The sequence below is a fragment of the Allobosea vaviloviae genome, assembly GCF_001298265.1.
GTDB lineage: Bacteria > Pseudomonadota > Alphaproteobacteria > Rhizobiales > Beijerinckiaceae > Allobosea > Allobosea vaviloviae_B.
On the sequence record NZ_LGSZ01000025.1, the window covers coordinates 155,460 to 181,098 of the forward strand.

26 protein-coding genes and 1 tRNA gene are annotated in these 25,639 nt (G+C 67.4%); 13 read left to right on the forward strand and 14 right to left on the reverse strand.

The genetic code is table 11. The features are described 5' to 3' along the window. Window positions 1–114 precede the first annotated feature (114 nt). Both AE618_RS06150 and AE618_RS06155 read left to right on the forward strand, forming a co-directional pair. Window positions 115–1,119, forward strand: coding sequence for a cache domain-containing protein (locus AE618_RS06150; protein ID WP_054208158.1), 1,005 nt, complete (start codon window positions 115–117; stop codon window positions 1,117–1,119). After that, complete coding sequence (locus AE618_RS06155) at window positions 1,119–2,186, forward strand: neurotransmitter-gated ion-channel ligand-binding protein (protein WP_054208159.1); 1,068 nt, start codon at window positions 1,119–1,121, stop codon at window positions 2,184–2,186. Before AE618_RS06150 ends, AE618_RS06155 begins: the two co-directional genes overlap by 1 nt. Before the next feature lie 31 nt (window positions 2,187–2,217). Here AE618_RS06155 and AE618_RS06160 read toward each other — a convergent pair whose 3' ends face one another. The 3 genes from AE618_RS06160 to AE618_RS06170 all read right to left on the reverse strand — a co-directional run bounded on the left by AE618_RS06160 (window position 2,218) and on the right by AE618_RS06170 (window position 5,061). Beyond that, entirely contained in the window at window positions 2,218–2,490 is a 273-nt protein-coding gene (locus tag AE618_RS06160; RefSeq protein WP_054208160.1) for a DUF6460 domain-containing protein, read from the reverse strand. A gap of 88 nt (window positions 2,491–2,578) precedes the next feature. After that, window positions 2,579–3,259: a response regulator gene (locus tag AE618_RS06165; protein ID WP_054208161.1), complete on the reverse strand. Its 681-nt coding sequence runs from the start codon at window positions 3,257–3,259 to the stop codon at window positions 2,579–2,581. 164 nt (window positions 3,260–3,423) lie between these two features. Next, window positions 3,424–5,061 carry a cisplatin damage response ATP-dependent DNA ligase gene (locus tag AE618_RS06170; RefSeq protein WP_054208162.1) on the reverse strand — a complete coding sequence of 546 codons (1,638 nt, stop codon included), beginning with the start codon at window positions 5,059–5,061 and terminating at the stop codon, window positions 3,424–3,426. 122 nt (window positions 5,062–5,183) lie between these two features. Here AE618_RS06170 and AE618_RS06175 point away from each other — a divergent pair, with 122 nt between their 5' ends. Further along, window positions 5,184–5,951: an SGNH/GDSL hydrolase family protein gene (locus tag AE618_RS06175; protein WP_156330132.1), complete on the forward strand. Its 768-nt coding sequence runs from the start codon at window positions 5,184–5,186 to the stop codon at window positions 5,949–5,951. A gap of 7 nt (window positions 5,952–5,958) precedes the next feature. Here the strand turns inward: AE618_RS06175 and AE618_RS06180 are convergent, their stop codons facing one another. Continuing rightward, the gene (locus tag AE618_RS06180; RefSeq protein WP_248310772.1) at window positions 5,959–7,050 is read right to left on the reverse strand and encodes a ligase-associated DNA damage response exonuclease; all 1,092 of its coding nucleotides are present in this window, start codon (window positions 7,048–7,050) and stop codon (window positions 5,959–5,961) included. Window positions 7,051–7,073: 23 nt separating this feature from the next. On the opposite strand from AE618_RS06180, the gene AE618_RS06185 reads away from it, so the two are divergent. From AE618_RS06185 to AE618_RS06210, 6 genes are all read left to right on the forward strand, one after another. Next, window positions 7,074–8,033, forward strand: coding sequence for a class I SAM-dependent DNA methyltransferase (locus AE618_RS06185; protein ID WP_054208165.1), 960 nt, complete (start codon window positions 7,074–7,076; stop codon window positions 8,031–8,033). A 218-nt stretch (window positions 8,034–8,251) separates the two neighbouring features. Next, window positions 8,252–8,785, forward strand: a complete 534-nt coding sequence (locus AE618_RS06190) for a hypothetical protein (protein ID WP_054208224.1) — start codon at window positions 8,252–8,254, stop codon at window positions 8,783–8,785. Next, window positions 8,766–9,401, forward strand: a complete 636-nt coding sequence (locus tag AE618_RS06195) for a ferric reductase-like transmembrane domain-containing protein (RefSeq protein ID WP_054208166.1) — start codon at window positions 8,766–8,768, stop codon at window positions 9,399–9,401. The genes AE618_RS06190 and AE618_RS06195 overlap by 20 nt, the downstream gene beginning before the upstream one ends. Window positions 9,402–9,523: 122 nt before the next feature. Beyond that, window positions 9,524–12,022 (forward strand): ligase-associated DNA damage response DEXH box helicase, encoded by a 2,499-nt coding sequence (locus AE618_RS06200; protein ID WP_054208167.1) that lies wholly within the window; start codon window positions 9,524–9,526, stop codon window positions 12,020–12,022. 5 nt (window positions 12,023–12,027) lie between these two features. Then, window positions 12,028–12,729 carry a ligase-associated DNA damage response endonuclease PdeM gene (pdeM, locus tag AE618_RS06205; protein WP_054208225.1) on the forward strand — a complete coding sequence of 234 codons (702 nt, stop codon included), beginning with the start codon at window positions 12,028–12,030 and terminating at the stop codon, window positions 12,727–12,729. A gap of 189 nt (window positions 12,730–12,918) precedes the next feature. Continuing rightward, window positions 12,919–12,993 (forward strand) — tRNA-Thr (locus tag AE618_RS06210). A gap of 340 nt (window positions 12,994–13,333) precedes the next feature. Here AE618_RS06210 and AE618_RS06215 read toward each other — a convergent pair. The 4 genes from AE618_RS06215 to AE618_RS06230 are packed head-to-tail and all read right to left on the reverse strand — an operon-like array spanning window position 13,334 to window position 16,840. Further along, the gene (locus AE618_RS06215) at window positions 13,334–14,119 is read right to left on the reverse strand and encodes an ABC transporter ATP-binding protein (RefSeq protein WP_054208168.1); all 786 of its coding nucleotides are present in this window, start codon (window positions 14,117–14,119) and stop codon (window positions 13,334–13,336) included. 7 nt (window positions 14,120–14,126) lie between these two features. After that, window positions 14,127–15,119 (reverse strand): ABC transporter substrate-binding protein, encoded by a 993-nt coding sequence (locus AE618_RS06220; protein WP_197280685.1) that lies wholly within the window; start codon window positions 15,117–15,119, stop codon window positions 14,127–14,129. A gap of 57 nt (window positions 15,120–15,176) precedes the next feature. After that, the gene (locus AE618_RS06225) at window positions 15,177–16,001 is read right to left on the reverse strand and encodes an ABC transporter permease (protein ID WP_054208170.1); all 825 of its coding nucleotides are present in this window, start codon (window positions 15,999–16,001) and stop codon (window positions 15,177–15,179) included. Next, entirely contained in the window at window positions 15,998–16,840 is an 843-nt protein-coding gene (locus AE618_RS06230; protein WP_082365033.1) for an IclR family transcriptional regulator, read from the reverse strand. Before AE618_RS06230 ends, AE618_RS06225 begins: the two co-directional genes overlap by 4 nt. 119 nt (window positions 16,841–16,959) lie before the next feature. On the opposite strand from AE618_RS06230, the gene AE618_RS06235 reads away from it, so the two are divergent. The 4 genes from AE618_RS06235 (at window position 16,960) to AE618_RS06250 (ending at window position 20,244) form a co-directional block, all read left to right on the forward strand. Further along, window positions 16,960–17,658, forward strand: a complete 699-nt coding sequence (locus AE618_RS06235) for a hypothetical protein (protein ID WP_054208226.1) — start codon at window positions 16,960–16,962, stop codon at window positions 17,656–17,658. After that, a complete protein-coding gene (locus AE618_RS06240; RefSeq protein ID WP_054208171.1) occupies window positions 17,658–18,440 on the forward strand; it encodes an SDR family NAD(P)-dependent oxidoreductase in 783 nt (260 codons plus the stop codon). The genes AE618_RS06235 and AE618_RS06240 overlap by 1 nt, the downstream gene beginning before the upstream one ends. Before the next feature lie 234 nt (window positions 18,441–18,674). Then, window positions 18,675–18,947, forward strand: a complete 273-nt coding sequence (locus tag AE618_RS06245; protein ID WP_248310773.1) for a c-type cytochrome — start codon at window positions 18,675–18,677, stop codon at window positions 18,945–18,947. A 19-nt stretch (window positions 18,948–18,966) separates the two neighbouring features. Then, window positions 18,967–20,244 (forward strand): NAD(P)/FAD-dependent oxidoreductase, encoded by a 1,278-nt coding sequence (locus tag AE618_RS06250; protein WP_054208173.1) that lies wholly within the window; start codon window positions 18,967–18,969, stop codon window positions 20,242–20,244. A 64-nt stretch (window positions 20,245–20,308) separates the two neighbouring features. On the opposite strand, the gene soxA is transcribed toward AE618_RS06250, so the two are convergent. From soxA to AE618_RS06280, 6 genes are all read right to left on the reverse strand, one after another. After that, window positions 20,309–21,121: a sulfur oxidation c-type cytochrome SoxA gene (gene soxA, locus AE618_RS06255; protein ID WP_054208174.1), complete on the reverse strand. Its 813-nt coding sequence runs from the start codon at window positions 21,119–21,121 to the stop codon at window positions 20,309–20,311. A gap of 110 nt (window positions 21,122–21,231) precedes the next feature. Further along, window positions 21,232–21,555 (reverse strand): thiosulfate oxidation carrier complex protein SoxZ, encoded by a 324-nt coding sequence (locus AE618_RS06260; RefSeq protein ID WP_197280686.1) that lies wholly within the window; start codon window positions 21,553–21,555, stop codon window positions 21,232–21,234. Window positions 21,556–21,566: 11 nt separating this feature from the next. Then, window positions 21,567–22,061, reverse strand: coding sequence for a thiosulfate oxidation carrier protein SoxY (locus tag AE618_RS06265; protein ID WP_054208175.1), 495 nt, complete (start codon window positions 22,059–22,061; stop codon window positions 21,567–21,569). Then, window positions 22,024–22,434, reverse strand: a complete 411-nt coding sequence (soxX, locus tag AE618_RS06270) for a sulfur oxidation c-type cytochrome SoxX (protein ID WP_054208228.1) — start codon at window positions 22,432–22,434, stop codon at window positions 22,024–22,026. Before soxX ends, AE618_RS06265 begins: the two co-directional genes overlap by 38 nt. A 197-nt stretch (window positions 22,435–22,631) precedes the next feature. Continuing rightward, complete coding sequence (locus tag AE618_RS06275; RefSeq protein WP_054208176.1) at window positions 22,632–24,824, reverse strand: xanthine dehydrogenase family protein molybdopterin-binding subunit; 2,193 nt, start codon at window positions 24,822–24,824, stop codon at window positions 22,632–22,634. 13 nt (window positions 24,825–24,837) lie between these two features. Next, window positions 24,838–25,305, reverse strand: coding sequence for a (2Fe-2S)-binding protein (locus AE618_RS06280; RefSeq protein WP_054208177.1), 468 nt, complete (start codon window positions 25,303–25,305; stop codon window positions 24,838–24,840). Window positions 25,306–25,639: the final 334 nt, after the last annotated feature.

Here is a 25,639-nt window from a genome sequence, read left to right on the forward strand (position 1 = left end):
GGCGCGCGCTCGAAGCCCTTGTTCGAAGCCCTTGCCCCAGCGTCGCCGCTGTCCTATCCGCCAGCGTGAACCTAACAGTTTGTGTCAACGCACGCTGTCGTCGATCGACATAGCGTGCAGGTCGCGCAAGCGATCGAAGAGGGCCTTGCTTTGCTGCGTATCGACTGGAAGAAGCTTGTCTCGGGCGCATTCCCGCCCGCCTTGCTGATCGCAGCCATTCTCGGCGCCATGCTCTGGCACCAGCATGACAGTCTGGAAAAGGTGGCGGAGCGCGACCGGGGAACGCAGATGCGTCTCGTCGGCTCGCTGCTCGGGTCCAGCTTCGACCAGGCGGCGAAGTTTTCGCTCTCGCTGGCGGAATCCTTCGCCCGCAATCCGCAGATCCGCGAGGCGGCGGCGGCCGGCGACCGGGCAAGGCTCGAAGCCCTCGCCGAGGACGCCTATCAATACCTGAACCGTCAGGCCAGCGTGCAGATCTTCGGCTTCCACTCGCCGGACCTGCGCTACCTGCTGCGCATGCATCGCCCCGACCAGTATGGCGACGACATCTCTTCGTTCCGCGCCATGGTCGTCGCCGCCAATCGCCTGCGCCGGGCACAGACGGGGGTCGAGATCGGGGTCGCCGGGATCGGTATTCGCGGCGTAGCGCCCGTCGAGCAAGCGGGAGAGCTGGTCGGCACCTGGGAAGCGGGGCTCGACATCCGCCCCCTGCTCGACCTCGTCAAGACCTCCACCAATACCGAGATTGCCGTGGTGGCGGCGCATTCGCTGAGCGGTGTTCCGCTCGATCCGAAACTGCCCGCGGTCGGCGACCTCACCATCATGGCGTCGACCAACGATTCCTTGTTCTCCAGTTTCCTGCGCGCCTATCCGACGAAGCCTCTTCGCGATATCGAGATTGCCACGCGCAGGTTCGACGGCCGGGCCTATGGCGTCATGGCGCAACCGCTCGTCGACTTCTCCGGCCGTCTCATCGGCCTGACGCTCGTGCTGAAGGAAGAACCGAACGCCGACTGGCGCCGTCTCATGACCGAGCTGTGGGTCATCGCACTGTGCGGGGGCATCATCGCCTTCGTCGGCTTCCTCGTCCTGGCCCGCAAGCGCCGGCAGGCGGCGTGATGTACCGCCTCGCGCTGCTTCTCATGCTGATGATCGGGCTCGGTTCCGGCGCGCATGCCGAGGAGCCCGCCGCCGGCAGCCCAACCACGCTGCCGACGGGTGTGGAGCTGCCGGTGAGAGTGCGCGTCGCGATGCGCGTCCTCAACGTGCTCGAGATCAAGGAGGTCGCCGGTCAGGGGCGACTGCATGTCGAACTGACCCAGCGCTGGCACGACCCGCGGGTCGCTTTCGATGGCATTGCCCGAGGGCTCTCTCGACAGGACCGTGTCGGCGACGAGGCCGACGAGCATCTCAAGACGATCTGGACGCCTGGCCTCTCGCTCGACAACCAGATCGGCGACAAGGATTCGCGTACCGTCGCATTGTCGGTGCATGCCAATGGCGACGTCATGCTGATCGAACGGTTCGAAAGCGATTTCCGCTTTCGCATGAACATGGACGCCTTTCCCTTCGACCAGCAGAGCCTGACGCTATCGCTGTCCCTGCCGCGCTATGCGCAGCAGGACGCGGTCATCCTCACGACCGAAGCCGACCGCCAGTTCTCCGGCGTCGACAGCAACCTCTCCGTGGTGGACTGGCGGCCAGCGGGTCTGCGCTTCTCGAACGACCTCGTGATGGGATGGAATGCCCGCTCCTACTCCCGATTGAACGCGACCGTCACGATCGCACGCGATGCCGAACGCTACCTGCTGCGGGTGTTCATACCGATCATGGCCGTCCTGGCGGTCTCGCTGTTCGTGCTCTGGTCGCCGGGGCTGAAGGAGCAGGACAAGGGCGGGCTGATCTTCTCGTCGCTTCTGGCACTGGCCGCGATCAGCTTCACCTTCGAATCGAGCTTTCCGGGCTCGATCTCGCTCAACACGCCCATCGCCCAGATGATCTCGCTCGGCTATCTCTATCTCATCGCGGTGCTGATGTTCGAGATCATGCTATCGGTCGCGATCGCCAATTCTCAATGGCGCTGGAGCGCACACGCGGCCGACCTGCGCCTGCATCTGCGCTGGGCGCTACCGGCAATCATGCTGATCATCTGCGTGGGGGCCGCCATCCGGGCCCTGCCCGGCTGACGGCGACGCTAAGCAGGGGCAACCCGACGGATCAGCGCCGTGCGGCGAAGAGCCTTGCCAGCAGCCAGACCGGCACCACGAGCAGCGCGCCCGCGATCACCCATTGGCCGACTTCGCGCACCGCGCCGAAGCCCATATCGCCGAGCGAGCGCACGAAGCGGGCCGCCGTCTCGTAGAGCGCGCGCGGCGACAGGCCGAGAAAGGCCATGGCCGCGCCGACCAGCAGCGAGATGAAGAGCAGCCGCACGAGCACGGCGAGCGGCGAGCCGCCGAGAAAACGTTCGATACTGCTGCCGTTGGCCATGAGCGATCTATCCCCGATATGCATTCATCAGTGCCCCGCGCGCTTGAACCAGGGCTGAACGGCCGGTCGAGCGACGAGGCCTTCCGCCTCACAAGGTGGCGGAGGCTCCGGTCGTGGCCCAGGCCGTGCCGGCGATCTTGGCCGCGGCGATGACGGCCTGCGTCCTGCTATCGACGTCGAGCTTGGTCAGGATGGCCGAGACATGGGCCTTCACCGTGGCCTCGGAGACACCGAGTTCATAGGCGATCTGCTTGTTCAGAAGACCTTCCGACAGCATCATCAGCACGCGGACCTGCTGCGGCGTCAACGTCGAGAGATTGCGGACCATGGTCGCGGTCTCGGCATCGACGGGCGCGTTCAGATCGATGCCAGGCGGCGTCCAGACTGTGCCTTCGAGCACGGCGCGGATCGCCTCGCCCATCTGCTCGACATCGGCGGTCTTGGGCAGGAAGCCGAGTGCGCCGAACTCGATGCAGCGACGGATCACGCTCGGCTCGTCATTGGCGGAGACGACGATGACCGGCACCTCGGGATGATCGGCGCGCAGAAAGAGCAGCCCCGAGAAGCCCTGCACGCCGGGCATAGTCAGGTCGAGCAGGACGAGATCGGCGTCGCCGCCGGTGTCGAGCGCCTCGGTCAGTGCCTCCAGCGAGCCGACCTCGCTGACATCGGCGCCTTCGAGCGCCGTGGACACGGCCTGCCTGAGCGCGCCCCGGAAGAGCGGATGGTCGTCCGCGATCACGATCCGTGTCGAAGGTTGCCGTTTCATTGGAACCGATCTCCGGTATCTGCCAGCATCCCGCAGCCAGCATCCTGCCCCAAGCGGGGCCTTGATCTCAAGCGCGATGGCAATGATCCATCGCCGCGCGCCCGGAAGGCTGTGAACCATCCCGCGCCGAGGAGCAATTCCGACGAATGGCGAAACCGGACCTTTCAGCCCGTCGAGGGCAGCAGCGCCTCCAGCGCCTCGATGCGGTCGGCCTCTCCAGGCGGCTTGTCCCAGCGGATGCGGCTGATGCGGGGGAAACGCATGGCGAGGCCCGATTTGTGCCGCGTCGAGCGCTGCAACCCCTCGAAAGCGACCTCGAAGACCAACCCGCTTTCAACCGTGTGCGTGACCTCGCGCACCGGCCCGAAGCGATTTTGCGTGTGCTTGCGGACATAGCAGTCGAGCTCGATCAGTTCCTCGTCGGTGAAGCCGAAATAGGCTTTGCCGACCGGGACCAGTTCGTCCGTCCCTTCCTCGCCAACGCGCCAGACGCCGAAGGTGAAGTCCGAATAGAAGGAGGAGCGCTTGCCGTGGCCGCGCTGGGCATACATCAGCACGCAATCGACGAGCCTCGCCTCGCGCTTCCATTTCCACCAATGGCCCTTGGGACGGCCCGGCAGATAGGGCGATTCGAGCCGCTTGATCATGCAGCCCTCGACGGCCTCGGCATCCGCCCCAGCACCGGCCGCAGCCGGGTCCGCCCGGGCTGAGGCAAGCTCCTCCCAGGTCGAAAACGCAATCGGCGGCGAGAGATCGACGATCGGGCTCCCCAGCCTCGCGACGAAAGCCTCGAGGCGCTTGCGGCGCTCCGACAGCGGCAGTTCGCGCAGATCCACCTCGCCATCGACGAGGAGGTCATAGGCGCGGATATGGGCGGGGTACTCGACGAGCATCTTCGCGGTCACGCTCTTGCGGTTGAGCCGCTGCTGGAGCGTGTTGAAGCTCTGCACCGTCTCCTCGCGGCGCACGAGCAATTCGCCGTCGATCGCCCCGTCCAGCACCAGCGCCTCGACGACATCGGGGAATGCGGCGGCGATGTCCTCGCCCGTCCGGGAGAACAGGCGGGTGACGCGCGTGCCGTCCGGCCGCGTGCCGCTGACGGCCTGGACGCGAATTCCGTCCCATTTCCACTCAGCCTGGACATCCTTCGGGTTGATCTTGTCGAAATCGCCCTCCTCGATGGGATGCGACAGCATCACCGGCCGGAACGGAGCGGGGTCTGTCGCCTCCGGCCTTGGCCCCTTCCCCTCCAGCCAGGCGAAGAGCGTGGCGTAGGGCGGCTCCAGCCCGTGCCAGACCTGCTCGACCTCGTCGGCGGGAATGCCGCCGAGGCTGGCGGCCGCAGTCTTGGCGAGGCGCGCCGAGACGCCGATGCGAAGGCTGCCGGTGATGAGCTTCAGCAGCGCCCAGCGACCGTTCTCATCGAGCGCATCGAGCCAGGAGGCCACAAGGCGCGGCAATTCGGCCTTGCCGGCGTTGCGCAGGCCTTCGACGACGTCGGGCAGATGCGGGATGTCGTTGGCGCCATGCTTGACCGGCCACATCAGCGCGACCGTCTCCGAGAGATCGCCGACATAGTCGTAGGACAGCGCAAACAACACCGGGTCGGTGCGCTCGGCGATCAGCGCGCGGATCAGCCCCGCCTTGGCATTGGCAAAGACCAGTCCGCCGGTCATCGCCGCCAGCGCGAGGCCGCGGTCGGGATCGGGCGTCGTGCGCAGATAATCGGCGATCAGCGCAATCTTTGCATTGCGGCGCGGCTCATAGGCGAGGCGGTCGAGCAGCCAGGCGAACCGGTTCACGAGGCGCGCCCCTGGCGCAGAGACCCGTGTTCGAGAACGCGACGGTCGATGCAACGCTTCATTCAGTTTCCATTCATGAACGGAGCGGCAGGCTGCTCGTCGCTGAGGGGGAACTGCTGCCGATGCGTGTTGCCATCCAGGCCTTGGGTCTCGCCGTCGTGCTGACGGCCGCGCTTGCGGGCGCCGCCCAAGCCGGACCGTTCACCTGCCGCGAAACCCAGATCGTCCGGGCGACCGACAAGCTTGCAGCGCTTTCGCCGCGCATCGCGGCGGGAGGCAAAATCGAGATCCTCGCCATCGGCTCCTCCTCGACGGAAGGCATCGGCGCCTCGGCCAAGGACAAGACCTATCCGGCGCGTCTGCAAGCCCTGCTCGGTGCCGCCTGGCCGCGCGTGCAGATCAATATCACCAATGCCGGCATCGGCGGGGAAATCGCGCCCCAGACGCTTGCCCGGCTGAAGCAGGCCGTGACCGGGAAGCGCTACGACCTCGTGATCTGGCAAGTGGGCACCAACGACGCCGTCACCGGCGGCGACCTCGCCGCCTTCAAGGCGATGGTCGAGGACGGTGTCTCGATCGTCAAGACGGCGGGGACGAGCCTTGCCTTGCTCGATCCGCAGTTCTTTCCGGGCATCCGCGAGCCGGCCCGCTACCGCAGCTATGTCGATGCGATCGGTGAGGTCGCGAAGGGCCAGAACGTGCCGGTGTTCACGCGCTACGACACGATGCGGGAATGGCACGGCACAGATGCGCAGGCCTTCACGGCGGCGCTTGCCCCCGACAGCTTCCATATGAGCGACGCCGGCTATGACTGCCTCGCCCGCGACATGGCGACGGGTCTCGTCTCGCTGACGACGGCGGGGCGCCCTGTGATGGCGCAGAGCAAGTAGCTCGGGCCTAGAAAGCGGCGGCATCTGCCCCCTCCAATCCCGGTTCCGTTCCTGTCGGTTCCGCCTCGCCCTCGTCGCCATAGCCGACCAGATGCAGCGGCTTGGCCTTGAGGCCGACCGTGCCGCACCAATGCACCAGCGCCTCGGCCTCCCCATGCGTGACCCAGATCTCGCCGGCGCCGGTTTCGCGGATCGTCGCCTGGAGATCGTCCCAGTCGGCATGGTCGGAGACGATCAGCGGCAGCTCGACGCCCTTCTGCCGGGCCCGCGCCCTGATCCGCATCCAGCCCGAGGCGAAGCTCGTCACCGGATCGGGAAATTTGCGGGCCCAGAGGTCCTGGATCGCGCTTGGCGGGCAAATCACGATCTCGCCGCCAAGGCTCTTGCGCTCGGCCGCGACGACCTTGCGAATATCGCCCAGCACGGCGCCTTCCGACAAATAGAACTCCGTCAGCTTCTCCATCGCGCCATGGACATGGATCGGCCGCTCGTAGCCGGCCTCGCGGATCAGGGCCATGACGCGCTGCGCCTTCCCCAGCGAATAGGCGCCGACGATATGGGTCCGCTCGGGAAAGACCCGCACCGATTCCAGCAGTTTTGCGACCTCGGCATGGGCACGCGGATGGCGGAACACCGGCAGGCCGAAGGTCGCCTCGGTGATGAAGATGTCGCATCGTACCGGCTCGAAACCGGCGCAGGTCGGATCGCGCTCGCGCTTGTAGTCGCCGGAGACGACGATGCGCAGGCCCCCGGATTCGACGATGATCTGGGCCGAGCCGAGGACGTGCCCGGCCGGAACGAAGGTGAAATCGACCGGGCCGATCCGCACCGTCTCGCCCGGCACCGCCTGCTGCCGCTCGCCCGTGAAGCCCTCGCCATAGCGCAGCGCCATGATCGCCAGCGTCTCGCGCGTCGCCAGCACGGCGCCATGGCCGGCGCGGGCATGGTCGGAATGGCCATGGGTGATCAGCGCCCGGTCCACCGGCCGGACCGGGTCGATATAGATGTCGGCCGGCGGGCACCACAAACCGGCCGGCGTCGGAATCAGCAGTTCGGATGGGCGCATTGTCTTGAGCGGGCGCGGTCTGGCCAGTGTCATACTCCTCAGATAGACCGGCAGCCATGATCGAAAAGGGCTCCACCGCGCATTCCGCCAGTTCCGGCGACCCGACGCTCGACCGACGCTATGCCTGGGCGGAAGCCGCGCTGAAGGAGGGCGATGCGCAGGCCTGCGTCGAGATCCTCGACCAGACGCTTGCCGAGGCCTATGGCTTCACTGCCGCCTGGCACCTTTACGGGCTGGCGCAGGAGGCTCTCGGCCACAATGAGGAGGCCGCGACCGCCTGGCGATCCTGCCTCATGCTCGATCCCAACGATCATTTCGGGGCGCGGCTCGACCTCGCGCGGATCGGCGCGATGGCAGCCGAGGACGCCACCTCCGAGAATTTCTCCGGCACGCTGTTCGACGCCTATGCCGAACGCTTCGACAGCCATCTGACCCAAGCCCTGCACTACAACGCCCCCGCTTTGTTGCGGGCCGCGCTGGCCCGCATCCGCGACAACGCCGGCCTGCCCTTCCGGTTCGACGCCGTGTTCGATCTCGGCTGCGGCACCGGGCTGATGGGCGAGGCGATCCGCGCCGAGACCGGCTTCCTCGCCGGCTGCGATCTCTCGCCGCGCATGATCGAGCGGGCGCGGGTTAAGACCCGCGTGGACGGCGAGCCGCTTTACGACAAGCTGGCGGTGGCGGGGCTGACCGCCTTCCTGTCGAGCCGGCCAGACGCCAGCGCCGATCTCGTCGTGGCGGCGGATGTCTTCGTCTATCTCGGCGAGCTTGGCCCCAGCTTCGCCCAGAGCGCGCGTGTGCTGAAACGCGGCGGGCTGTTTGCCTTCACGGTGCAGAGCCATGATGGCGAGGGGGTCGTCGTCGGAGCGGATCGGCGGTTCGCGCATGGCGAGGGCTGGCTGCGTCAGAGGCTTCGGGAAGCGGGGCTTCGACCGGTACTGCTGGAGCCCGCCAGTACGCGGCAGGATCGTGGCGTGGCCGTCCCGGGGCTGCTGGTGGTGGCGGAGCGGGGCTGAGGACGCGTCCGTTGGTCAGGACGCGGGCGACACCTTCGGCAACCGCCTAACGGGAAGGTGATCGGCGGTCATGCCGACATCACGGCCCCGTTGGTGGACATCGAGGGCGCAATGGCTAGCTTATAGCCTGAGAATCCGGCTCGAGACCTGCCCTCAGGACGCGCATGACAAGCCAGTCCAGGGCCGCCGACATCACATCCATCGCGAAGGAAGAGACAATGACCGCCAAGATCATCGTCACGGATCGCAGAGTGCTTCTCACTGGAGCGCTGGCCATCGGCGCTGCGGGATTGCTGCCCCGTTCGGTAACGCCGGCCACCGCGCAGTCCTCCGCCAGCAATGGCTTTGCCCCGACCGAGACCATGGCTGGCGGCTCCAATAATTATGTCGCCAACGCGCCGCTGGTCCAAAATCTCGGGACCGGCTTCGTCGCGTCGGGCGTGGTCCGCAGGGCCGGCGACGGTAAGCCGCTGTCGAATATCCGGGTCCAGATCTGGGCCGCTACCGAGCGGGGCGGCGAGCGCGTGCCGAGCAACCGGGGAAGCGTCATGACCGGGCCGGATGGCAGCTATCGCCTCGACATCTCGCCGATCGTTCCCCAGTTCGGGCAGCCGCATATCCATATCGCCTATGACGATCCGGGCTTTGCAACGCTGTTCCTCCGCCCCGTGCTGAACAGCCGTCACGACAAGGCTCTCACGGCCGATTTCGTCCTCGCGCCTGCGGCAGGCAATGAGCCGCGACGGAGCTGACCGCCGCCGCATCGCAGCCTGGATCCTTGTCGCCGCCATTGCCTGCGTTCCGGTTCTTGCTGCCGCTGCAAGTCCGTTGCAACGTGGCCGGGAGCTGTTGTGGATCATCGGCGGCATGGCCGGCGTGCTGGCGCTCAGCCTGCTCTTCCTGCAACCGCTGCTGATGGCGGCGACGCCGCCTCTCATGCAGGTCCGAGCCGGTGTGACGTGGCATCGCCGGGGCGGCATCGCGATCGTCGCCATGGTCGCGGTGCATATCGGCGCGCTGTATCTTTACAGCCCCGAGGACATCACCGACGCCCTGCTGCTCGTCGCGCCGACGCCGTTTTCGCTCTATGGCGTAATCAGCCTGTGGTGCCTGGTGCTGACGGCTGCGCTTGCGGCGACTCGGCGCGTGCTCAAGATCGGCTATCGGCCCTGGCGCATCCTGCACAGCGTCCTGGCGGTCGCCGTGGTTGGCGCCAGCGCCATCCATGCCATCCAGATCGAAGGCGCGATGGAAGAGTACTCGAAGCTGGCGATCTGCATCGCCGCCTTGCTCGTCACCACCGTCGCCGCCGTCGAGGTCAATGTTCTGGCCCCGATGCGCCGCCGCACGGCCTTGCGTAAGGCATAGAGCGTGGCGTGCGCGGCAACCGCGTCACGCACCACGGCAGCGCTGCAATCATGGGGCAGACCGAGCCAGGCTCCAGCCATTCCCCTTTCGTTCTCTCGCCATGCGCTCTATCTCTGGACAGCATGGCTGTGCCCTCCCCGCTCCCGCCCGCCTTCGAGAACTGGTTCGCAAGCCGAGGCTGGAGCGCGCGGCCTCATCAGCTCGCCTTGCTCGACGCGGCCCGCGCCGGACGCTCGACCTTGCTGGTCGCTCCGACCGGTGCCGGCAAGACGCTCGCCGGCTTCCTGCCCTCGCTGGTCGAGCTCTCCGGGCGCCAGGCCGTGCCCGAAGCCAAGCGCGAGGGACTGCACACGCTCTACATCTCGCCGCTCAAGGCGCTCGCCGTCGACATCGCCCGCAATCTCGACGCGCCGATCCGCGAGATGGGCCTGGCCGTCACCGTCGAGACCCGCACCGGAGATACCTCGGCGGCCAAGCGCACGCGCCAGATCGCCCGCCCGCCCGACATCCTCCTGACCACGCCGGAACAGCTTGCGCTGCTGGTCTCGCATCGCGATGCCGCGCGCTTCTTTTCGAGCCTGCGCCGCATCGTGCTCGACGAGTTGCATGCGCTGGTGACCTCCAAGCGCGGTGACCTGCTCTCGCTCGATCTCGCACGCCTGCGCAGCCTGGCGCCACAGGTCAGCGCGGTCGGGCTGTCAGCGACGGTGCGCGAGCCGGCCGATCTGCAGCGCTTCCTCGGCGGGTCGGACACGCCGGCGGGCCTCGTCACCGTCACCGGCGGGGCCGCGGCCCGCATCGGCATCCTGCAGACGCAGACCCGTTTGCCGCTGGCGGGGCATACCACCGGCCATGCGATGGGCGCGATCTATGAGGCCATCAAGGCGCACAAGCTGACGCTGGTTTTCGTCAACACGCGCATGCAGGCGGAATTTGCCTTCCAGGCGCTGTGGACCATCAACGACGACAGCCTGCCGATCGCGCTGCATCACGGTTCGCTCGATGTGGCGCAGCGCCGCAAGGTCGAGGCGGCGATGGCCGACGGCCGGCTCAAGGCGGTGGTCTGCACCGCGACGCTCGATCTCGGCATCGACTGGGGCGACGTCGATCTCGTCGTCAATATCGGCGCGCCCAAGGGTGCGAGTCGCCTGATGCAGCGCATCGGCCGCTCAAACCACCGCATGGACGAGCCCTCCCAGGCGCTGCTGGTGCCCTCCAACCGCTTCGAGCTGCTGGAGTGCCGGGCTGCGCTCGATGCCGTGGCCGAGGCCGCGCAGGACACGGCGGATGCCCGCATCGGGGCGCTCGACGTGCTGGCCCAGCATGTGCTCGGCGTCGCCTGCTCGGACGGGTTCGACGCCGGCGCGCTCTATGACGAGGTCTGCACCGCCTCGCCCTATGCCGGCCTGGAGCGGGCCGATTTCGACGCCGTGGTGAACTTCGTCGCGACGGGCGGCTATGCGCTGAAAAGCTATGAGCGTTTCGCCAAGCTGCGGCAGGACAAGGCCGGGCATTGGCGCGCCAGCAACGCCAGGATCATCCAGCAATACCGGATGAATGTCGGCACCATCGTCGAATCGACCATGCTCAAGGTCCGGCTCGGGCGTGCGCGGGCCGGAAAGCCCGGCCAGCCCTCCCAGGTGACGCGCGGCGGGCGCGTTCTCGGCGAGGTCGAGGAGTATTTCGCGGAGACGATGACGCCCGGCGACACCTTCATCTTCGCCGGCGAGGTGCTGCGCTTCGAAGGCATCACTGGCAACGAGGCGGTCTGCTCGCGCGCGCCGCCCGGCACCGACCCGAAGATTCCCTCCTATGCCGGCGGCAAGTTCCCGCTCTCGACCTTCCTGGCGGCGCGCGTGCGGGCGATGCTGGCGAGCCCGAAGGATTGGGACAGCCTGCCCGAGGAGGTCTCGTCCTGGCTGCATGCGCAGCGCCTGAAATCGCGCCTGCCCCAGCCCGGCGAATTGCTGGTCGAGACCTTTCCGCGCGGCGGGCGCTTCTACCTCGTCGCCTACCCCTTCGAGGGCCGGCTTGCCCATCAGACACTCGGCATGCTGCTGACCCGGCGGCTGGAGCGGGCGAAGATGCGGCCGCTCGGCTTCGTCTGCAATGATTACGGCATGGCCTGTTGGGGGCTCGGCGACATGTCGGCGGCGATCGCGGGCGGGCGCTTGAGTCTCGACGACCTGTTTGCTCAGGACATGCTCGGCGACGATCTCGAGGAGTGGCTGGCGGAATCGGCGCTGATGAAGCGCACCTTCCGGCAATGCGCGGTGATCGCGGGGCTGATCGAGCGGCGCTTTCCCGGCCAGGAGAAGAACGGGCGGCAGGTCACGATGTCCACCGACCTGGTCTATGACGTGCTGCGCCGGCACGAGCCCGACCATGTGCTGCTCAAGGCCGCGCGTGCCGATGCGGCGACGGGCCTGCTCGACATTCGCCGGCTGGGTGAGATGCTGACACGAATCAGCGGCCGAATCATTCATCAGCCGCTCGACCATGTTTCGCCGCTCGGCGTCTCCGTCATGCTCGAGATCGGGCGCGAGGCTGTCTATGGCGAGGCGGCGGACGAAATCCTGGCGGAGGCGGAAGCGATGCTGATCGAGGAGGCGATGGCGTGAACGCGATGGCGGCAGCGGCAGGTGGGACGGCAAGCCCGGCCTTCATGCTGGGGCGGCTCGCGGTCGTGCCCGATCTCTCCGGCGCGCTCTGGCTGCCCGAGGAACGCACGCTGGTCGTCGCCGACCTGCATCTGGAGAAGGGCTCGGCCTATGCGGCGCGCGGCATCTTCCTGCCGCCCTATGATTCGACTGCCACGCTGGCGGCGCTGACGGCGGCGATCCTGCGCCACGCCCCGCTGCGCGTCATCGCGCTCGGCGACAGCTTCCATGATCGCGAGGCGGAGGTGCGCATCAGCGCCGACAACCTCGCCGCGCTGTGCCTGCTGCAAACAGGCCGCGACTGGATCTGGGTGACCGGCAACCATGATCCGCAGATCAGCCGCGCCATGGGCGGCGAGAGCGCCGACACGATCGCCCTGTCCGGCGTCACGCTGCGCCACGAGCCGGACGCAAGCGAGGCCGGCTTCGAGATCGCCGGCCATCTCCATCCGGCGGCGAAGGTGCGGATGCGTGGGCGGGCTCTGCGGCGGCGCTGCTTTGCGCTGTCGTCGCGGCGCTGCGTCATGCCGGCCATGGGGGCCTATGCCGGCGGCCTGAACCTGCGCGACATCGCCTTCCGGCCGCTGCTGGACGAGAGCTTCAGCGCGCATCTGCTGGGGGATACCCGGTTGTTCCGCATCGACCCACGGCTGCTGCTGCCGGATTGAGCCCGGCTGGCCACGCCATGGCACCGCCGCAGCTGCGACATGGCCGCCATCCCCATCTGTCTGACGCGCGGTCCATGAGATGGGTTGCGTCCGCGAAGGGCTTGTGGCATCAGGACGCCGCTTCGGAAACGACGCCACGCTGACTTTCGCCTCGCGGCGACCGACAACCGCCGTGGACGCTCAATTCCTGCTGCGGTAGCTCAGTGGTAGAGCACACCATTGGTAATGGTGAGGTCGAGAGTTCAATCCTCTCTCGCAGCACCAGCCCATCTCCTTGATGTGGCTGAGAGTCTTGACGGAGCAGGGCTTCTGTCCATTCTGACGCGGCACCGTGCGCGGCGCATCAGACGGACGTCTGATGCTGCGGAAGCCATGCTCATTCATGCGTCGGGACGGCGGATTCTCCGCGCATCTGGTCTTTGCCAGGCGCGTCGCCCATCGAAGTTGGTCGAAGCGAGATAGAAACCGCGCTCGGATTTGGCCTGCGGGATGTCAGCGCGACGCGCGGATGGCTACGTCGGTTCCGGCCCGTCCAACGCTCAAAGCGGCCTCAGACCGCGTGCCCGACGCCATCAGGGCCACGCGCCGACAGGCCGCGACAGCGTCAGTACTTGATCACGCCAAACCTCCGGAACGCGTCATGGATGCGGTCGGAATGGGTATTGAAGCTTGGATAATCGCCGAGATGGGCCGGGCGCGGACGCGGCAGTTCGATCGCGATCTCGTCGACGACGCGGCCCGGCGTCGGCGACATCACCAGCACGCGGTCGGAGAGGCCGATCGCCTCCTCGATCGAATGGGTGATGAAGACCACCGTCTTGCCGGTCTCCAGCCAGAGCATTTCGAGGTCGTGGCGGATCTGGGTGCGGGTGATGGCGTCGAGCGCGCCGAAGGGCTCGTCCATCATCAGCACGCTGGGGTCGTGGATCAGCGCGCGCGCGATCGAGACGCGCTGGCGCATGCCGCCCGAGAGCTGCTTGGGATAGCGGTCGGCGGCGTGGCTGATGCCGAGCTTGGCGAACAGCTCGAGCGCGCGCGCCCTCGCCGGCTCGAGCGGCAGGTGCCGGATTTCCGCCTGCAGCAGGACGTTCTCCAGCGCCGTCCTGAACTCGAGCAGGAGATGGTCCTGGAAGACGATGCCGATGTCGGTCAACGGCGAGGTCAGCGCCTTGCCGTCGACCAGAAGCTCGCCGGCAGTGACGGGGATGAGGCCGGCGGCCATGAGCATGAAGGTGCTCTTCCCGCAGCCCGAGGGGCCGATCAGGCTGACGAACTCGCCGCTCCTGATGTCGAGGTTCAGACCATCGACGGCGGTGAAGCCGCCGAAGGTCTTGACGATGCCGCGCCCCGTAATGGACGCGGCCGTGCCGGTGCCGGCAGCGACGATCATGCCGTCCTCACGAGCAGGCCAGGGCCGAGGCCGGCAGCAATTCCGTGCTGTAGTAGTCGGTGATCGGCTTGTCCTTGGGCAGGCCGAGATACTGGGTCAGGAGATCGTAGCTGACCGCCCAGTTCTTCTCCGGCACCTTGCCGAGCGTCGTCGCTCCCGGAGCGCAGAGCAGCTTGTTGACGACGTCGAACTGGGCCAGCACCTGCGCCTTCTTCACCGCCGGGAATTGCGCCACGACGGCATCGGCCGCGGCGTCGGGGTTCTTCCGCGCCGCATCCCAGCCCTGCAGGCTCGCCTCGACGAATTTCCTGAACAGGTCCGCATCGGCCTTGATCCGGTCGTCGCGGGCGATGACCGAAAGGCCGACGGTGGGCACGCCGACGTCTCGGTAGAAGATGTCGGTCACCTTGAAGCCGCGCTCGCGGATCTGGATCGAGTGGAAATCGGCGCCGCCGAGGATGGCGTCGACCTTCTTCTCCAGCAGCGCGCCGACGAAGGCGGCCGGGTCGATGGCGATGACGTCGACCTTGCTCTTGTCGATCTTGTTGCTGGCGAGGATGGCCTCCAGCAGGATCGTCTGGGCGGTGCCGGGCTGCACCGCGACCTTCTTGCCGGCAAGATCCTTCGGCGAGGCGATGCCGCTCTCGGCCAGCGAGATGATGGCGAAGCCGTTGGTCTGCAGCACCGGCGCCACGATCTTCACCGGCGCGCCCTTGCTGCGCAATTGCATGGCGGCCGGCGCATCGGCGAAGCCGACATCGGCCTGGCCGGTAGCGACCATCTGGGCAGTGGTGCCGGAGCCCTTGCCCTCCTCGATCGTCAGGTTGATGCCTGCCTTCTCGTAGAGCCCCATCTGCTTGGCCATCATGAAACCAGCATTGGGGGCCGCGGCGAGGAAATTCAGCGTCAGTTTCATCGGCTTGCCGCCGGCCTGTGCCAAGGCCGAGGTCGCGCTCAGCGCCAGCATGGCAACGGTCGAGATCAGGGTGCGTCTGTTCATGGTCTTCATCCTCCCAGATGTCCCGGTTGAGCCCGGTCGATGATTATGGAGTTGCTCTCAGCTCTTGCGCTGCCAGGGCATCAGCAGCACCTCGAGCCCGTCGACGAGGTAGCTGAACAGGATGCCGACGACGCTGAGCGCGACGAGGCAGGCGAAGATCAGGGGCATGTCGAGGAAGCTCGTGCCGCGCAGCAGCAGGTAACCCAGCCCCGAATTGGCGCCGACGAATTCGCCGACGATCGCGCCCGTCGCCGCGAAGACGGCCGACACCTTCAGCCCCGAGAAGATGTAGTTCAGCGCCGCGGGGACGCGCACCTTGCGGAAGGTCTGCCAGGGTGTCGCACCCATCGAGCGGGTGAGGTAGAGCACGCGCTCGTCGAGCGCCCGGAAGCCGGTCATGCTGGCGACCAGGGTCGGGAAGAAGCAGAGCAGGAAGGTCAGCAGGACCTTCGGAAACAGCCCGAAGCCGAACCAGACCACGAAGAGCGGCGCGATGGCGATCTTGGGCACGAGCTGGAAGAAGACGATCACCGGATAGACCGCCTTCTCCAACAGCCTCACCGAGACGATGATATAGCCGAGCGGGATCGAGATCACCGCTGCCATCAGGAAGCCGAGCACGATCTCGTTGGCCGTGACCAATGTGTGCTGGAAGATCAGGGCGCGGTCGGTCCAGAGCCGCTCGAAGAAGGCGCTCGGCACGGGCAGGATGTATTCCGGCACGCCGGCCAGCGGCACCAGCCATTCCCAGGCGAGCAGCAGCACGGCGAAGCTCGCCAGCGGCCAGGCGATGGCCGAGGCCCATTCGGCGGCCTGGCTCGGAGCGGCATCGGGCCCCATGACGGGCCTTGTCGCAGGAGTGGGAGCGGCGTTGTCGGTCATGAGATCGTTCCCGGCCGGGTTTCGGGCTGAGGCCGCCCTTTCGGAACGAGGCCCAACGGGGATTGCATCTGCCGCCGCCGCAACGGCCAGATCTCGGCCATGTCCCGCGCCGCGTCCCGCAAGGCGTCGGCAATCGGCCCGCGCCGGTCTTCAGTCATGCGCGGCAGCGGGCCGGCGACGCTGAGCGTCCCGGCGATGGCCGCATCGGGCGCAGGCCCGGCGCGGAAGGCGATGGCCATGGCGACGGTCCCGATCTCGCCCTCCTCGACCGCCAGCGCGACGCCGCGCTGCCGCGTCTGCGTGAGATGGGCACGCAGCGCATCGACATCCGACAAGGCGTTGGGCCCCCCCGCCCGGAAACCCCGGGCACAGACGATCCGCAGCGCGTCCGACTCGGGCAGGGAGGCCAGCCAGGCCTTCCCGGTCGCGGTCGCATGCAGGACGATCTCGGCGCCCATGGGCGGGTCGTAGCGCAGGCCTGCGGTCGCGCCCTGCGCGCGGGCGATCCAGACGAGGTTCTCATCCTCGACGACCGCGAGCCGGCAATATTCACGGGTTCGCTCGGCCAGGGCATCGAGCACGATCTGTCCTGCATCGGGCAGGCCGCGCAGATCCAGGTCGCGGAAGGCGAGCTGCGCCAGCTTCAGCGTGAGCCCATAGGCGCCGGTCGCGCCATCCTGGCTGACGAAGCCGCACTCGCTCAGCGTCGCGAGCAGCCTGTGCGTGGCGCTGACGGGCAGGCCGAGCCGCGCCGACAGCACGCCGAGATCGACGCCACCCGGCTCGCCCGACAAGGCCTCCAGCACTCTGAGCACACGCTCCGCAGCCGCGATCGTCACGCTTCCCGTCCCCGCTTCTCTTATTTTGGAAATCATTTCCAATTCGGAATTGGATTTCGTATATGAGCCCTCAGCGGCGGAGTCAACGCGCTGTGCCGAGCGAGCCGGGAGGGACCATCGTGAGTTTGTCTGGAGAAGGCGCGGTTGCCATCTGGCACGATATCGCGGCCGAGGGGCGCGACGAATTCTATGCCTGGCACGGCCAGGAGCACATGCCGGAGCGCGTCGGCATCCCCGGCTTTCAGCGCGGCCGGCGCTATGTCGCGATCGAGGCCGATCTGGAATTCTTCAACCTCTACGAGGCGCTGAGCGTGGAGGTCCTCAAGAGCCAGGACTATACGGCTCGGGTCAATGCGCCGACGCCGTGGACGCTGTCAGCCGTGAAGCATTTCCGCTCGGTGGCACGCTCGATCTGCCGCGTCGCCCATAGCGCCGGGCCGGCTCAGGGCGGGCTGATCGCGACCTTGCGCTACGATGTGGCCGTTGCGGATGCGGCGCGCCACCTGGCAAACCTCCGGCGCAAAGCCATCCCCGATCTGCTGGCGCTGCCAGGAATCGCGGCCGTGCATCTGCTGACGGCGGATGCCGAGGCGAGCGGCGTCGCAACCGCCGAGCAGAAGGCGCGCGGCGTCGCCAATGCCGTGCCCCGCTGGGTGCTGCTGGTCGAGGGCTGGGGCGACGAGTCAGCGTTCGTCGCGACGGCGAAAGCCGAACTCACGGCCACCCGTATCGACGCCATCGGCGGCCAGGGTCCCTATTCGCTCGGGCTTTATCGCCACCAGATCACCCGCACCAAGACGGCCTGGAGCGCCGGCTGATGAGCGCGCGCTATGATCTGTCGGGCCGCCTGGCGATCGTCACCGGCGGAGCGGGCGGGCTCGGGCGCGGCATCGCCGGCGCATTCATCGACGCCGGGGCAAGGGTCGAACTCTGGGACGCCAACGCCTCCGCGCTGGCAGACTCTGCCGCGGCGCTGGGACCGCACGCCACGACCCGCACGGTCGATATCACCGACGCGGCAGCCGTCGAGCAGGCGGCCGATGCAGCTTTCACCACCCATGGCCGTGTCGACATCCTCGTCAACAATGCCGGTGTGCTTGGCGAGGTGAAGCCGATCTGGGAGACGTCGCCGGAGAACTTCCAGCGCGTGCTGCAGGTCAACCTGTTCGGCTCCTATCTGGTCACGCGCGCCGTGGTCGGGCGCATGCGCGACCAAGCTCCTCGGCCTTCCAAGCTGACACCGCATCCCCTACGCGGCCATGTCGTCAACATCGCCTCGATCCAGGGCAAGGAGGGCATGGCCCGGGCCGCGGCCTACAGCGCCTCCAAAGCCGGATTGATCGCGCTGACCAAGAGCGTCGCCAAGGAAACCGCGCAGGACGGCATCATCGTCACTGCGATCACCCCGGCAGCGGCCGAGACCGCCATGGCGAAGGAAATCTCGGCGGAACGCCGCGCCGACATCCTCGGCCGCATCCCGATGGGTCGATTCGTCGAGGTCGAGGAGGTGGCGCGCATGGTGCTCTGGCTGTCCAGCGACGAGTGCTCGTTCTCGACCGGCGGCATCTTCGACCTGTCCGGCGGTCGGGCGACCTATTGACGGCTCGCTGCGCTTGACCTGCCATCTGACAGGATCGTGAAAGACGCGACTGGGGAACTCTTCCAAAACAGAGGCAAGGCTTCATCATCGCACCTTGCGGCTCTGCCGATCTCTGCGGCGGGCGAATGATGGACGATCGCTACGGGAGAGCCCGGCTTGGGCAGGCACAGGATGAGATGGCTGCATGCGCGGCGTCCCGCAGAGTTCGCCCTGACGGGCGTTGCGGCCTTGCTGATGGCCGCCGCACCCGCCGGGGCTGCGGGCGACCGGGCGCTTGGCGCGTATCTCGCCAGCGAATGTACCGGCTGCCATCAGATTTCGGGCCGCAGCAGCGGCGGCATTCCGCCGATCATCGGCTGGCCCGAGGAGCAGTTCGTCGCCGCGCTCGACGCCTATGGCCGCAAGCAGCGCGACGGCACGACCATGCAGACCATCGCCGCAAGGCTGAGCCGGGACGAGATGACCGCGCTCGCCGCCTATTTCGGCGCGCTGGCGGCAAAGCCGTGACCGCGTGGAGGAGAGCCCGATGACAGCGACGCGACGCGACCTGATGGCAGGCTTCGGCACGGCACTGGCGGCGGGAACGCTGTCCGCACCCGCCGTTCTCGGTCAGGGCCGGCCGCGCGTGGTCGTCGTCGGCGGGGGGCCGGGCGGCGCCACGGCCGCCAAATACCTCGCCCGCGACAGCCGAGGCGCGATCGCCGTGACGCTGGTCGAGGAGAACGAGACCTACCAGAGCTGCTTTCACTCCAACCTCTATATCGGTGGGTTCAAGCGCTATGAGGAGATCGTCCATCGCTACGACGCACTCGCCTCAGCCTATGGCATCGCGCTCGTGCGCAGCCGCGCCACCCAAATCGACCGCGACCGCAAGGAGGTCGTGCTGGGAGATGGCCGCCGGCTGCCTTACGACCGGCTCGTGCTCTCGCCCGGCATCGACCTGAAATACGACTCGGTTGCCGGCTGGTCGAAGGAGGCGGAGGAGGCCATGCCGCATGGCTGGAAGCCCGGCCGGCAGACGCAGCTGATCCGCGAGAAGCTCGACGCGGTGCCAGACGGCGGCACCATCGTGATGATCGCCCCGCCCAATCCCTATCGCTGCCCGCCTGGGCCCTATGAGCGCGCCTCGATGTTCGCGCATGTGCTGAAGCAGAGCGGCCGAAGCAAGGCCCGGATCGTCATCCTCGATCCCAAGGAGAGCTTCTCCAAGCAGGGCGTGTTCATGCCCGATTGGGAAAAGCGCTACGGTGCCATGATCGAATGGCTCGGCCCCAAGGTGCATGACGGCATCACATCGGTCGATCCCAAGACCGGTACCGTCGTCACCGGTTTCGAGACCTATGAGAACTGCGCCTTCGTCAACGTCATCCCGGCGCAGATGGCCGGTGCGATCGCGCGCGATGCGGGGCTCGCCCCGGCCGGGGGCTATTGCACGATCGATCCCGCGACGATGAAATCCGTGGTGGACAGCGACATCATCGTGCTCGGCGATGCCTGCCATGCCGGCGACATGCCGAAATCGGCCTTCTCCGCCAACAACCAGGCCAAGGTCGCGGCGATGGTGCTGCGCGGCGAACTGACCGGAAGCCCGACCTTCCCGGCACGCTACTTCAACACCTGCTGGAGCCTGGTCGACACCGACGACGCGATCAAGGTCGGCGGCCGCTACGAACCCCGGGACGGGCGCATCGCCGCTGTCGAGACCTTCATCTCCCAGCCCGGCGAAAGCGCCGAGATCCGCCGTCAGACCCAGGCCGAGAACATCGCCTGGTACGACGCCATCTGCGCGGACATGTTCACCTGACGGCGGCGCCTTGTCTCCGCTTGCGCGTGACAATGCGGTCCACGCAACGCAGCGGGCTCCAGATCTAGCGCCGCATCCCAGGCGTCTCGACCGGCAGCCCCCTTGCCCGGCCGGCGAGATAGAGTTCCAGCGCGAGATACTCCGGCGAGCCATAATCGAACTGCGTCGCGCGCACGCCGAGCGAACAGGCGCGCAGGCGCCGGTGCAGCGAGCCGACATCGTTCCATTCGAGGCGGTAGGCCGGGTAGCCCGTGCCGGCGCCGTGGCTGACGGTATCGCCGCGCAGCTTTTGGCCGACGAGCCCGTCATGGCATTGCTGGCAGGACAGGTTGAGCTGGCCCTGCCGGCGTTCGAAGAAGGCCTTGCCCGCCTCGTAGTAGGGCTTGGCCGCACCGTCGGTCTTCACATCGACAGGCAGCCCGCGCGAGAGCGAGCCGAGATAGGCGGTCATCGCCAGAAGCTCGGAGCTCTCATAGCCGAAGGCGGGCTGTCCCTGGCGCTCGACACGGCATTGCTCGATGCGGCCTTCGAGGTTGAGCAGCTTGCCGGTGGCCGCGTCGACCTGCGGATAATGCGTCGCGGCGCCGCGCAGGCTCTGCTGCGGCTCGGCATGGCAGGAGGCGCAGGCCTGCCCGTCCGGTGAGGGCTTGCGGCTGAACAATTCGCGGCCCTGCTCGACCCAGAAGAAGGCCGGGTTGCGGGTCTCGTCTGCCTGCTGCCGGCGCATCTCGGGGGAAAGGAATTCGGTGCCGGACTTGATCTGCGCCTGCGCAGGCGCGGGCTGGACGACGAGGCATGCGAGCGCGACGGCCAGCTTGATGACCCCTGAGATATGTGGGTCATCCCGGACGCAGCGAAGCGGAGATCCGGGATCCATTCCGGAACCTTTCCGGGCAGGCGTTCCGGCATGGATCCCGGGTCTCCCTGCGGTCGCCCGGGATGACCCGCGAGGTGAGGGAGCGAGCGTGACCAGGGATGCCTTCTCCCTCACGTCACGGTCAGCCGGCTCGTGCGCGTGTAGGTTGCGCCGCCGTCCTCGCGCCATTCGAAGACGATGTCGCCGGTCGCCACCGCCCGCGTGGTAAAGGAGACGAAGGGGTTGGCGGCGACGCCGGTGTGCATGTCCATGCGGAAGACCTGATCGCCGGCATAGGTCGCGGTCAGACGGTTCAGGATCTTGCGTGGCACGGTGCCGCCCCGGCCGTCGGACTGGCCGCCGCGATCCATCGGGTGGCGGGTCAGCACCTTGATCTCGAGGATCTCGCCGGCGCGGGCCTCGGCAGGCATGGTGATGCGGGCGTTGAAACTCACAGCGTGTCTCCTCAGCCGCCGTCGATGCAGGCGCTCAGCGTCACGACGATGTCGGCGTCAGTCATGACGAAGCCGCCGCCGCTCAGCGCAGCCACCGCCGTGACCGTCTGCGACGCCGCCAGGCGCAAGGTGGTCGCGACCTCGGCGCGGCCGGCCCGGGGGCCGAGATGGAACCGGGCCATGTCGGGAAACGGGTTCTTCTCGGCGATCAGGTGAATCCAGCGGACATGATCGGCCTCGGTCATTGCGCTCTCGACGAGGATGCGGGTGTCGACCGAATTGCCGTTCTCGACCAGAGCGGGGATGTCGAGCGTGATGCGCGCGCGCTCCGGCACCGCGCCTTCGGTGATGCGCGCGATCAGTTGCGCCAGTTCGGGCGAGGGTTCGGTGGCCGCACGGGCGGGCAAGGCCGCGACCAGAAGCCCGGCCGTTGCGCCCGCAAGCACGCTGCGGCGGTCGAGGCCGGGTTCAGAAGGTCTTGAGCGAGGCGAGATAGCTGACGACATCCTCGATCTCCTGGGCCGAGAGGGCCGGCTTGCCCCGGTAGGCCGGGGCGACATCATGCAGGTTTTCCGTCCGGAAATAGGGCGGCATCACCGTTTGCGGGTTGAGCAGGGAGGCGTCGACCAGCCGCAGGCGGATCTGGCCTGCATCGAGGCGCAGCCCCACGCCGGCCAGCGGTGGCCCGATCGTGCCCTGGAAGGGCTCCGATGCGTCCGTGCCCCGGTGGCAGATCAGGCAGTTGCCGCGCTCGCGATCACGCACCAGCGCCGCCCCCCGCGCCGGGTTGCCGACGAGGCCGCCGAGAGGACGCGGGATCGCGTCGCCGACGACCGCATAGGGTTCGAGCGCCAGCGCTGTCGAGGAATACGTCCCCATCAGGCCAAACACGGTCAGAGCCAACCCAGCTTTGAGCGCAATGCCACCCTTCTCCCTCCCCCCGCTTGCGGTGGGGAGGGTTGGGGTGGGGGGCAGTCCCGCTCGGTGAGACGATGCACGACATCGCTCGGGCTTTCCGTCTCCCCATCCCGGCCTTCCCCACCGCAAGCGGGGGGAAGGAGTAGGTGCCGCCGCCCTCACGCCTTCTTGAGATCGGCGTGCTTGAGCGGCAGGCTGCGGATGCGCTTCCCTGTCGCGGCGAAGATCGCGTTCAGCACGGCAGGTGCCGCGACCGCGATCGTCGGCTCGCCGACGCCGCCCCAGAACCCGCCCGACGGCACCAGGACCGTCTCGACCGCCGGCATGGCTTCAAGGCGCATCACCTCATAGGTATCGAAATTCTCCTGCTCGACACGGCCGTCCTTGATGGTGATCTCGCCATAGAGCGAGGCCGAGAGGCCATAGACGAAAGAGCCCTCGACCTGGCGCTCGATCTGCGCCGGGTTGACCGCGTGGCCGGGGTCTGTCGCGGCGACGATGCGGTGGATCTTGAGCTTGCCGTCCGCGCTGACCGAGACCTCGGCGACCGCCGCGACATAGGAGCCGAAGCCCATGGTCTGGCAGATGCCGCGGAAGACGCCGTCCGGCAGCGGCTTGCCCCAGCCCGCCTTCTCGGCCACCGCGTTGAGAACGGCCAGGTGCTTGGGGTGGTTCTTCATCAGGGCGCGGCGGAATTCCAGCGGGTCCTTGCCGACGGAATAGGCGAGCTCGTCCATGAAGGATTCGAGATAGATCGTGTTCTGGTTCAGGTTGACGCCGCGCCAGAAGCCCGGCGGCACATGCGGATTGCGCATCGCGTGGTCGATCAGCAGGTTGGGCACGCCATAGCCGATCGAGGCCTCGGGACCGGGCGGGTTGAGGCCCTGGAACACCGCGGGATCGCGGCCGTTCTGGATGTTCTGCGGGAACAGGCCCGCCACGATCGATTGGCCGGAAATGCGCATGTGCAGCCCGGTCAGGTTGTTGTCCTTGTCGAAGGCGCCGACCATCTTGCACTGGGTGACCGGGTGGTAGCGGCCATGGGTCATGTCCTCCTCGCGCGACCAGATCAGCTTCACCGGCGTGCCGGGGATCTGCTTGGCGATGGCGACGACCTGACGGACCCAATCCTGCGAGGCGCCGCGCCGGCCGAAGCCGCCGCCGAGATCGATCTTGTAGGCCTCGCATTTGGCGATCGGCAGGCCCGCCGCCTCGGCGGTCGCGGCCAGCGCCGCCTCGCCGTTCTGCGTCGGCGTCCAGACCTCGCATTTCTCCGGGGTCCAGAGCGCCGTGGCGTTCATGGTCTCCATGGTGGCGTGGTTCTGGTAGGGGTAGCTGTAGACCGCCTCGACGGTCTTCGCGGCGGCGGCGATCGCAGCCTTCGCATCGCCGTTCTGGTTGCCGACCACGGCGGTCGGGGCATCGAGCCCTTCCTTGAGCCAGGCCGCGATGCTCTCGCTGGAGACCTTGGCGTGCTCGCCCTCGTCCCAGACGATCGGCAGCGCATCGAGCGCCGACTTCGCCTGCCACCAGGTCGCCGCGACCACCGCGACGGCGCTGTCTCCGACGGCCAGCACATGCTTGACGCCCGGCATGGCCTTGATCGCGGTGGCGTCGAAGCTCTTCACCTTGCCGCCGAAGACGGGACAGTCCTTGATCGCGGCGTTGAGCATCCCCGGCATCTTCAAATCCATGCCGTAGATCTTCTGGCCGTTGGTCTTGTCGACCGTATCGAGGCGCGGCAGCGGCTTGCCGGCGATGATCCAGTCCTTGGGGTCCTTCAGCGCGACATCCTTGGGCGCCTCAATCTTCGCGGCGGCGGCCGCGACCTGGCCGTAACGGATCGATCTGCCCGAGGCCTTGTGCGTGATCACGCTCTTCTCGGCAGAGCACTCGGCGGCTGGCACCTTCCATTCGTTCGCCGCCGCCTGGATCAGCATCATTCGCGCCGCTGCGCCGCCCTTGCGGACATACTCATGCGACTCGCGGATGCCGCGGCTGCCGCCGGTCGAGAAATTGCCCCAGACGCGGTTGCGCGCCACGCTCTGGCCCGGCGTCGGGTATTCGGTCGTGACCTTCGTCCAGTCGCAGTTCAGCTCCTCGGCGACGAGTTGGGCGAGGCCGGTCAGCGTGCCCTGCCCCATTTCGGAGCGGGCGATGCGGATCACCACCTTGTCGTCGGGATGGACCACGACCCAGGCGTTGATCTCAGGCACGGCGCCTTGCGCCTGCGCCTCGCCGGCGAAGGGAATCGTGAAGCCGAAGCTGAAGGCGCCGGCCGCGGCTGCCGAGCCTGCGAGCACACCACGGCGGGACAGGCGGATGGAGGTCTTGTCGGTCGAGACGGTCATGATCGTTCTCCCCTCAACCGCGACCAAGGGTGCCGCCGGCGACGACATCGAGGATCGCCGTCTTGACCCGTGCATAGGTGCCGCAGCGGCAGATGTTGGTGATCTCGGCGGCGATGTCGGCTTCCGTGGCCTTGGGGTTGGCCTGCAGCAACGCGGCGGTCGCCATGATCATGCCGCTCTGGCAGAAGCCGCATTGCGGAACATCATGCTTGATCCAGGCCTGCTGGACCGGATGCCTGCCGTCGGCCGAGAGCCCCTCGATGGTGACGATCTTCTGCTCGGCCGTCACCGCATCGAGCGGCAGCGCGCAGGAGCGCGTCGCGACGCCATCGATATGGACCGTGCAGGCGCCGCATTGGGCGACACCGCAGCCATATTTCGTTCCGGTCAGGCCGATCTGTTCACGGATGACCCAAAGCAGCGGCGTATCGCCGGCCGCTTCGACGTCGAGCATCTTGCCGTTCACATTGAGCTTCGCCACCGCAACCTCCCGGTTTCGATCAAGAAGGACGGCGAGAGAGCCGACGCGCCTCGCCGCGAATCCCGGCCTGCCATGCGGCGCGCCGGTCTGATTTTCATTGGAAGCGATTGAAACTCAGATGTACCGATGAGCCAACGGCGGATCCGAGACAGATCGCGCTGCATGATCGACCGCGCGACGTGGAATTTCGACATTTCACGTGGCCCGGCAACTGGTTTTGACTGTCTCCGCAACCCGTTGGCGGCCGATCGGTGCGACCAGAGTCAGCCGCAAGCCAGGGATGCAATCACGGCAACGTGATGGCCTATTACTTGGCAGCAACGGGACGTACCCC

Excerpts from the sequence above, each read along its gene's own strand:
- AE618_RS06155 (WP_054208159.1), top strand. The coding sequence starts at position 1,119 with ATGTACCGCCTCGCGCTGCTTCTCATGCTGATGATCGGGCTCGGTTCC.
- AE618_RS06160 (WP_054208160.1), bottom strand. The coding sequence starts at position 2,490 with ATGGCCAACGGCAGCAGTATCGAACGTTTTCTCGGCGGCTCGCCGCTC.
- AE618_RS06165 (WP_054208161.1), bottom strand. The coding sequence starts at position 3,259 with ATGAAACGGCAACCTTCGACACGGATCGTGATCGCGGACGACCATCCG.
- AE618_RS06175 (WP_156330132.1), top strand. The coding sequence starts at position 5,184 with ATGCGTGTTGCCATCCAGGCCTTGGGTCTCGCCGTCGTGCTGACGGCC.
- AE618_RS06180 (WP_248310772.1), bottom strand. The coding sequence starts at position 7,050 with ATGACACTGGCCAGACCGCGCCCGCTCAAGACAATGCGCCCATCCGAA.
- AE618_RS06185 (WP_054208165.1), top strand. The coding sequence starts at position 7,074 with ATGATCGAAAAGGGCTCCACCGCGCATTCCGCCAGTTCCGGCGACCCG.
- AE618_RS06190 (WP_054208224.1), top strand. The coding sequence starts at position 8,252 with ATGACCGCCAAGATCATCGTCACGGATCGCAGAGTGCTTCTCACTGGA.
- AE618_RS06195 (WP_054208166.1), top strand. The coding sequence starts at position 8,766 with ATGAGCCGCGACGGAGCTGACCGCCGCCGCATCGCAGCCTGGATCCTT.
- AE618_RS06200 (WP_054208167.1), top strand. The coding sequence starts at position 9,524 with ATGGCTGTGCCCTCCCCGCTCCCGCCCGCCTTCGAGAACTGGTTCGCA.
- pdeM (WP_054208225.1), top strand. The coding sequence starts at position 12,028 with ATGGCGGCAGCGGCAGGTGGGACGGCAAGCCCGGCCTTCATGCTGGGG.
- AE618_RS06215 (WP_054208168.1), bottom strand. The coding sequence starts at position 14,119 with ATGATCGTCGCTGCCGGCACCGGCACGGCCGCGTCCATTACGGGGCGC.
- AE618_RS06220 (WP_197280685.1), bottom strand. The coding sequence starts at position 15,119 with ATGAACAGACGCACCCTGATCTCGACCGTTGCCATGCTGGCGCTGAGC.
- AE618_RS06225 (WP_054208170.1), bottom strand. The coding sequence starts at position 16,001 with ATGACCGACAACGCCGCTCCCACTCCTGCGACAAGGCCCGTCATGGGG.
- AE618_RS06240 (WP_054208171.1), top strand. The coding sequence starts at position 17,658 with ATGAGCGCGCGCTATGATCTGTCGGGCCGCCTGGCGATCGTCACCGGC.
- AE618_RS06245 (WP_248310773.1), top strand. The coding sequence starts at position 18,675 with ATGGCCGCCGCACCCGCCGGGGCTGCGGGCGACCGGGCGCTTGGCGCG.
- AE618_RS06250 (WP_054208173.1), top strand. The coding sequence starts at position 18,967 with ATGACAGCGACGCGACGCGACCTGATGGCAGGCTTCGGCACGGCACTG.
- soxA (WP_054208174.1), bottom strand. The coding sequence starts at position 21,121 with ATGGATCCCGGATCTCCGCTTCGCTGCGTCCGGGATGACCCACATATC.
- AE618_RS06265 (WP_054208175.1), bottom strand. The coding sequence starts at position 22,061 with ATGTCGTCAGCTATCTCGCCTCGCTCAAGACCTTCTGAACCCGGCCTC.
- soxX (WP_054208228.1), bottom strand. The coding sequence starts at position 22,434 with ATGGGGACGTATTCCTCGACAGCGCTGGCGCTCGAACCCTATGCGGTC.
- AE618_RS06275 (WP_054208176.1), bottom strand. The coding sequence starts at position 24,824 with ATGACCGTCTCGACCGACAAGACCTCCATCCGCCTGTCCCGCCGTGGT.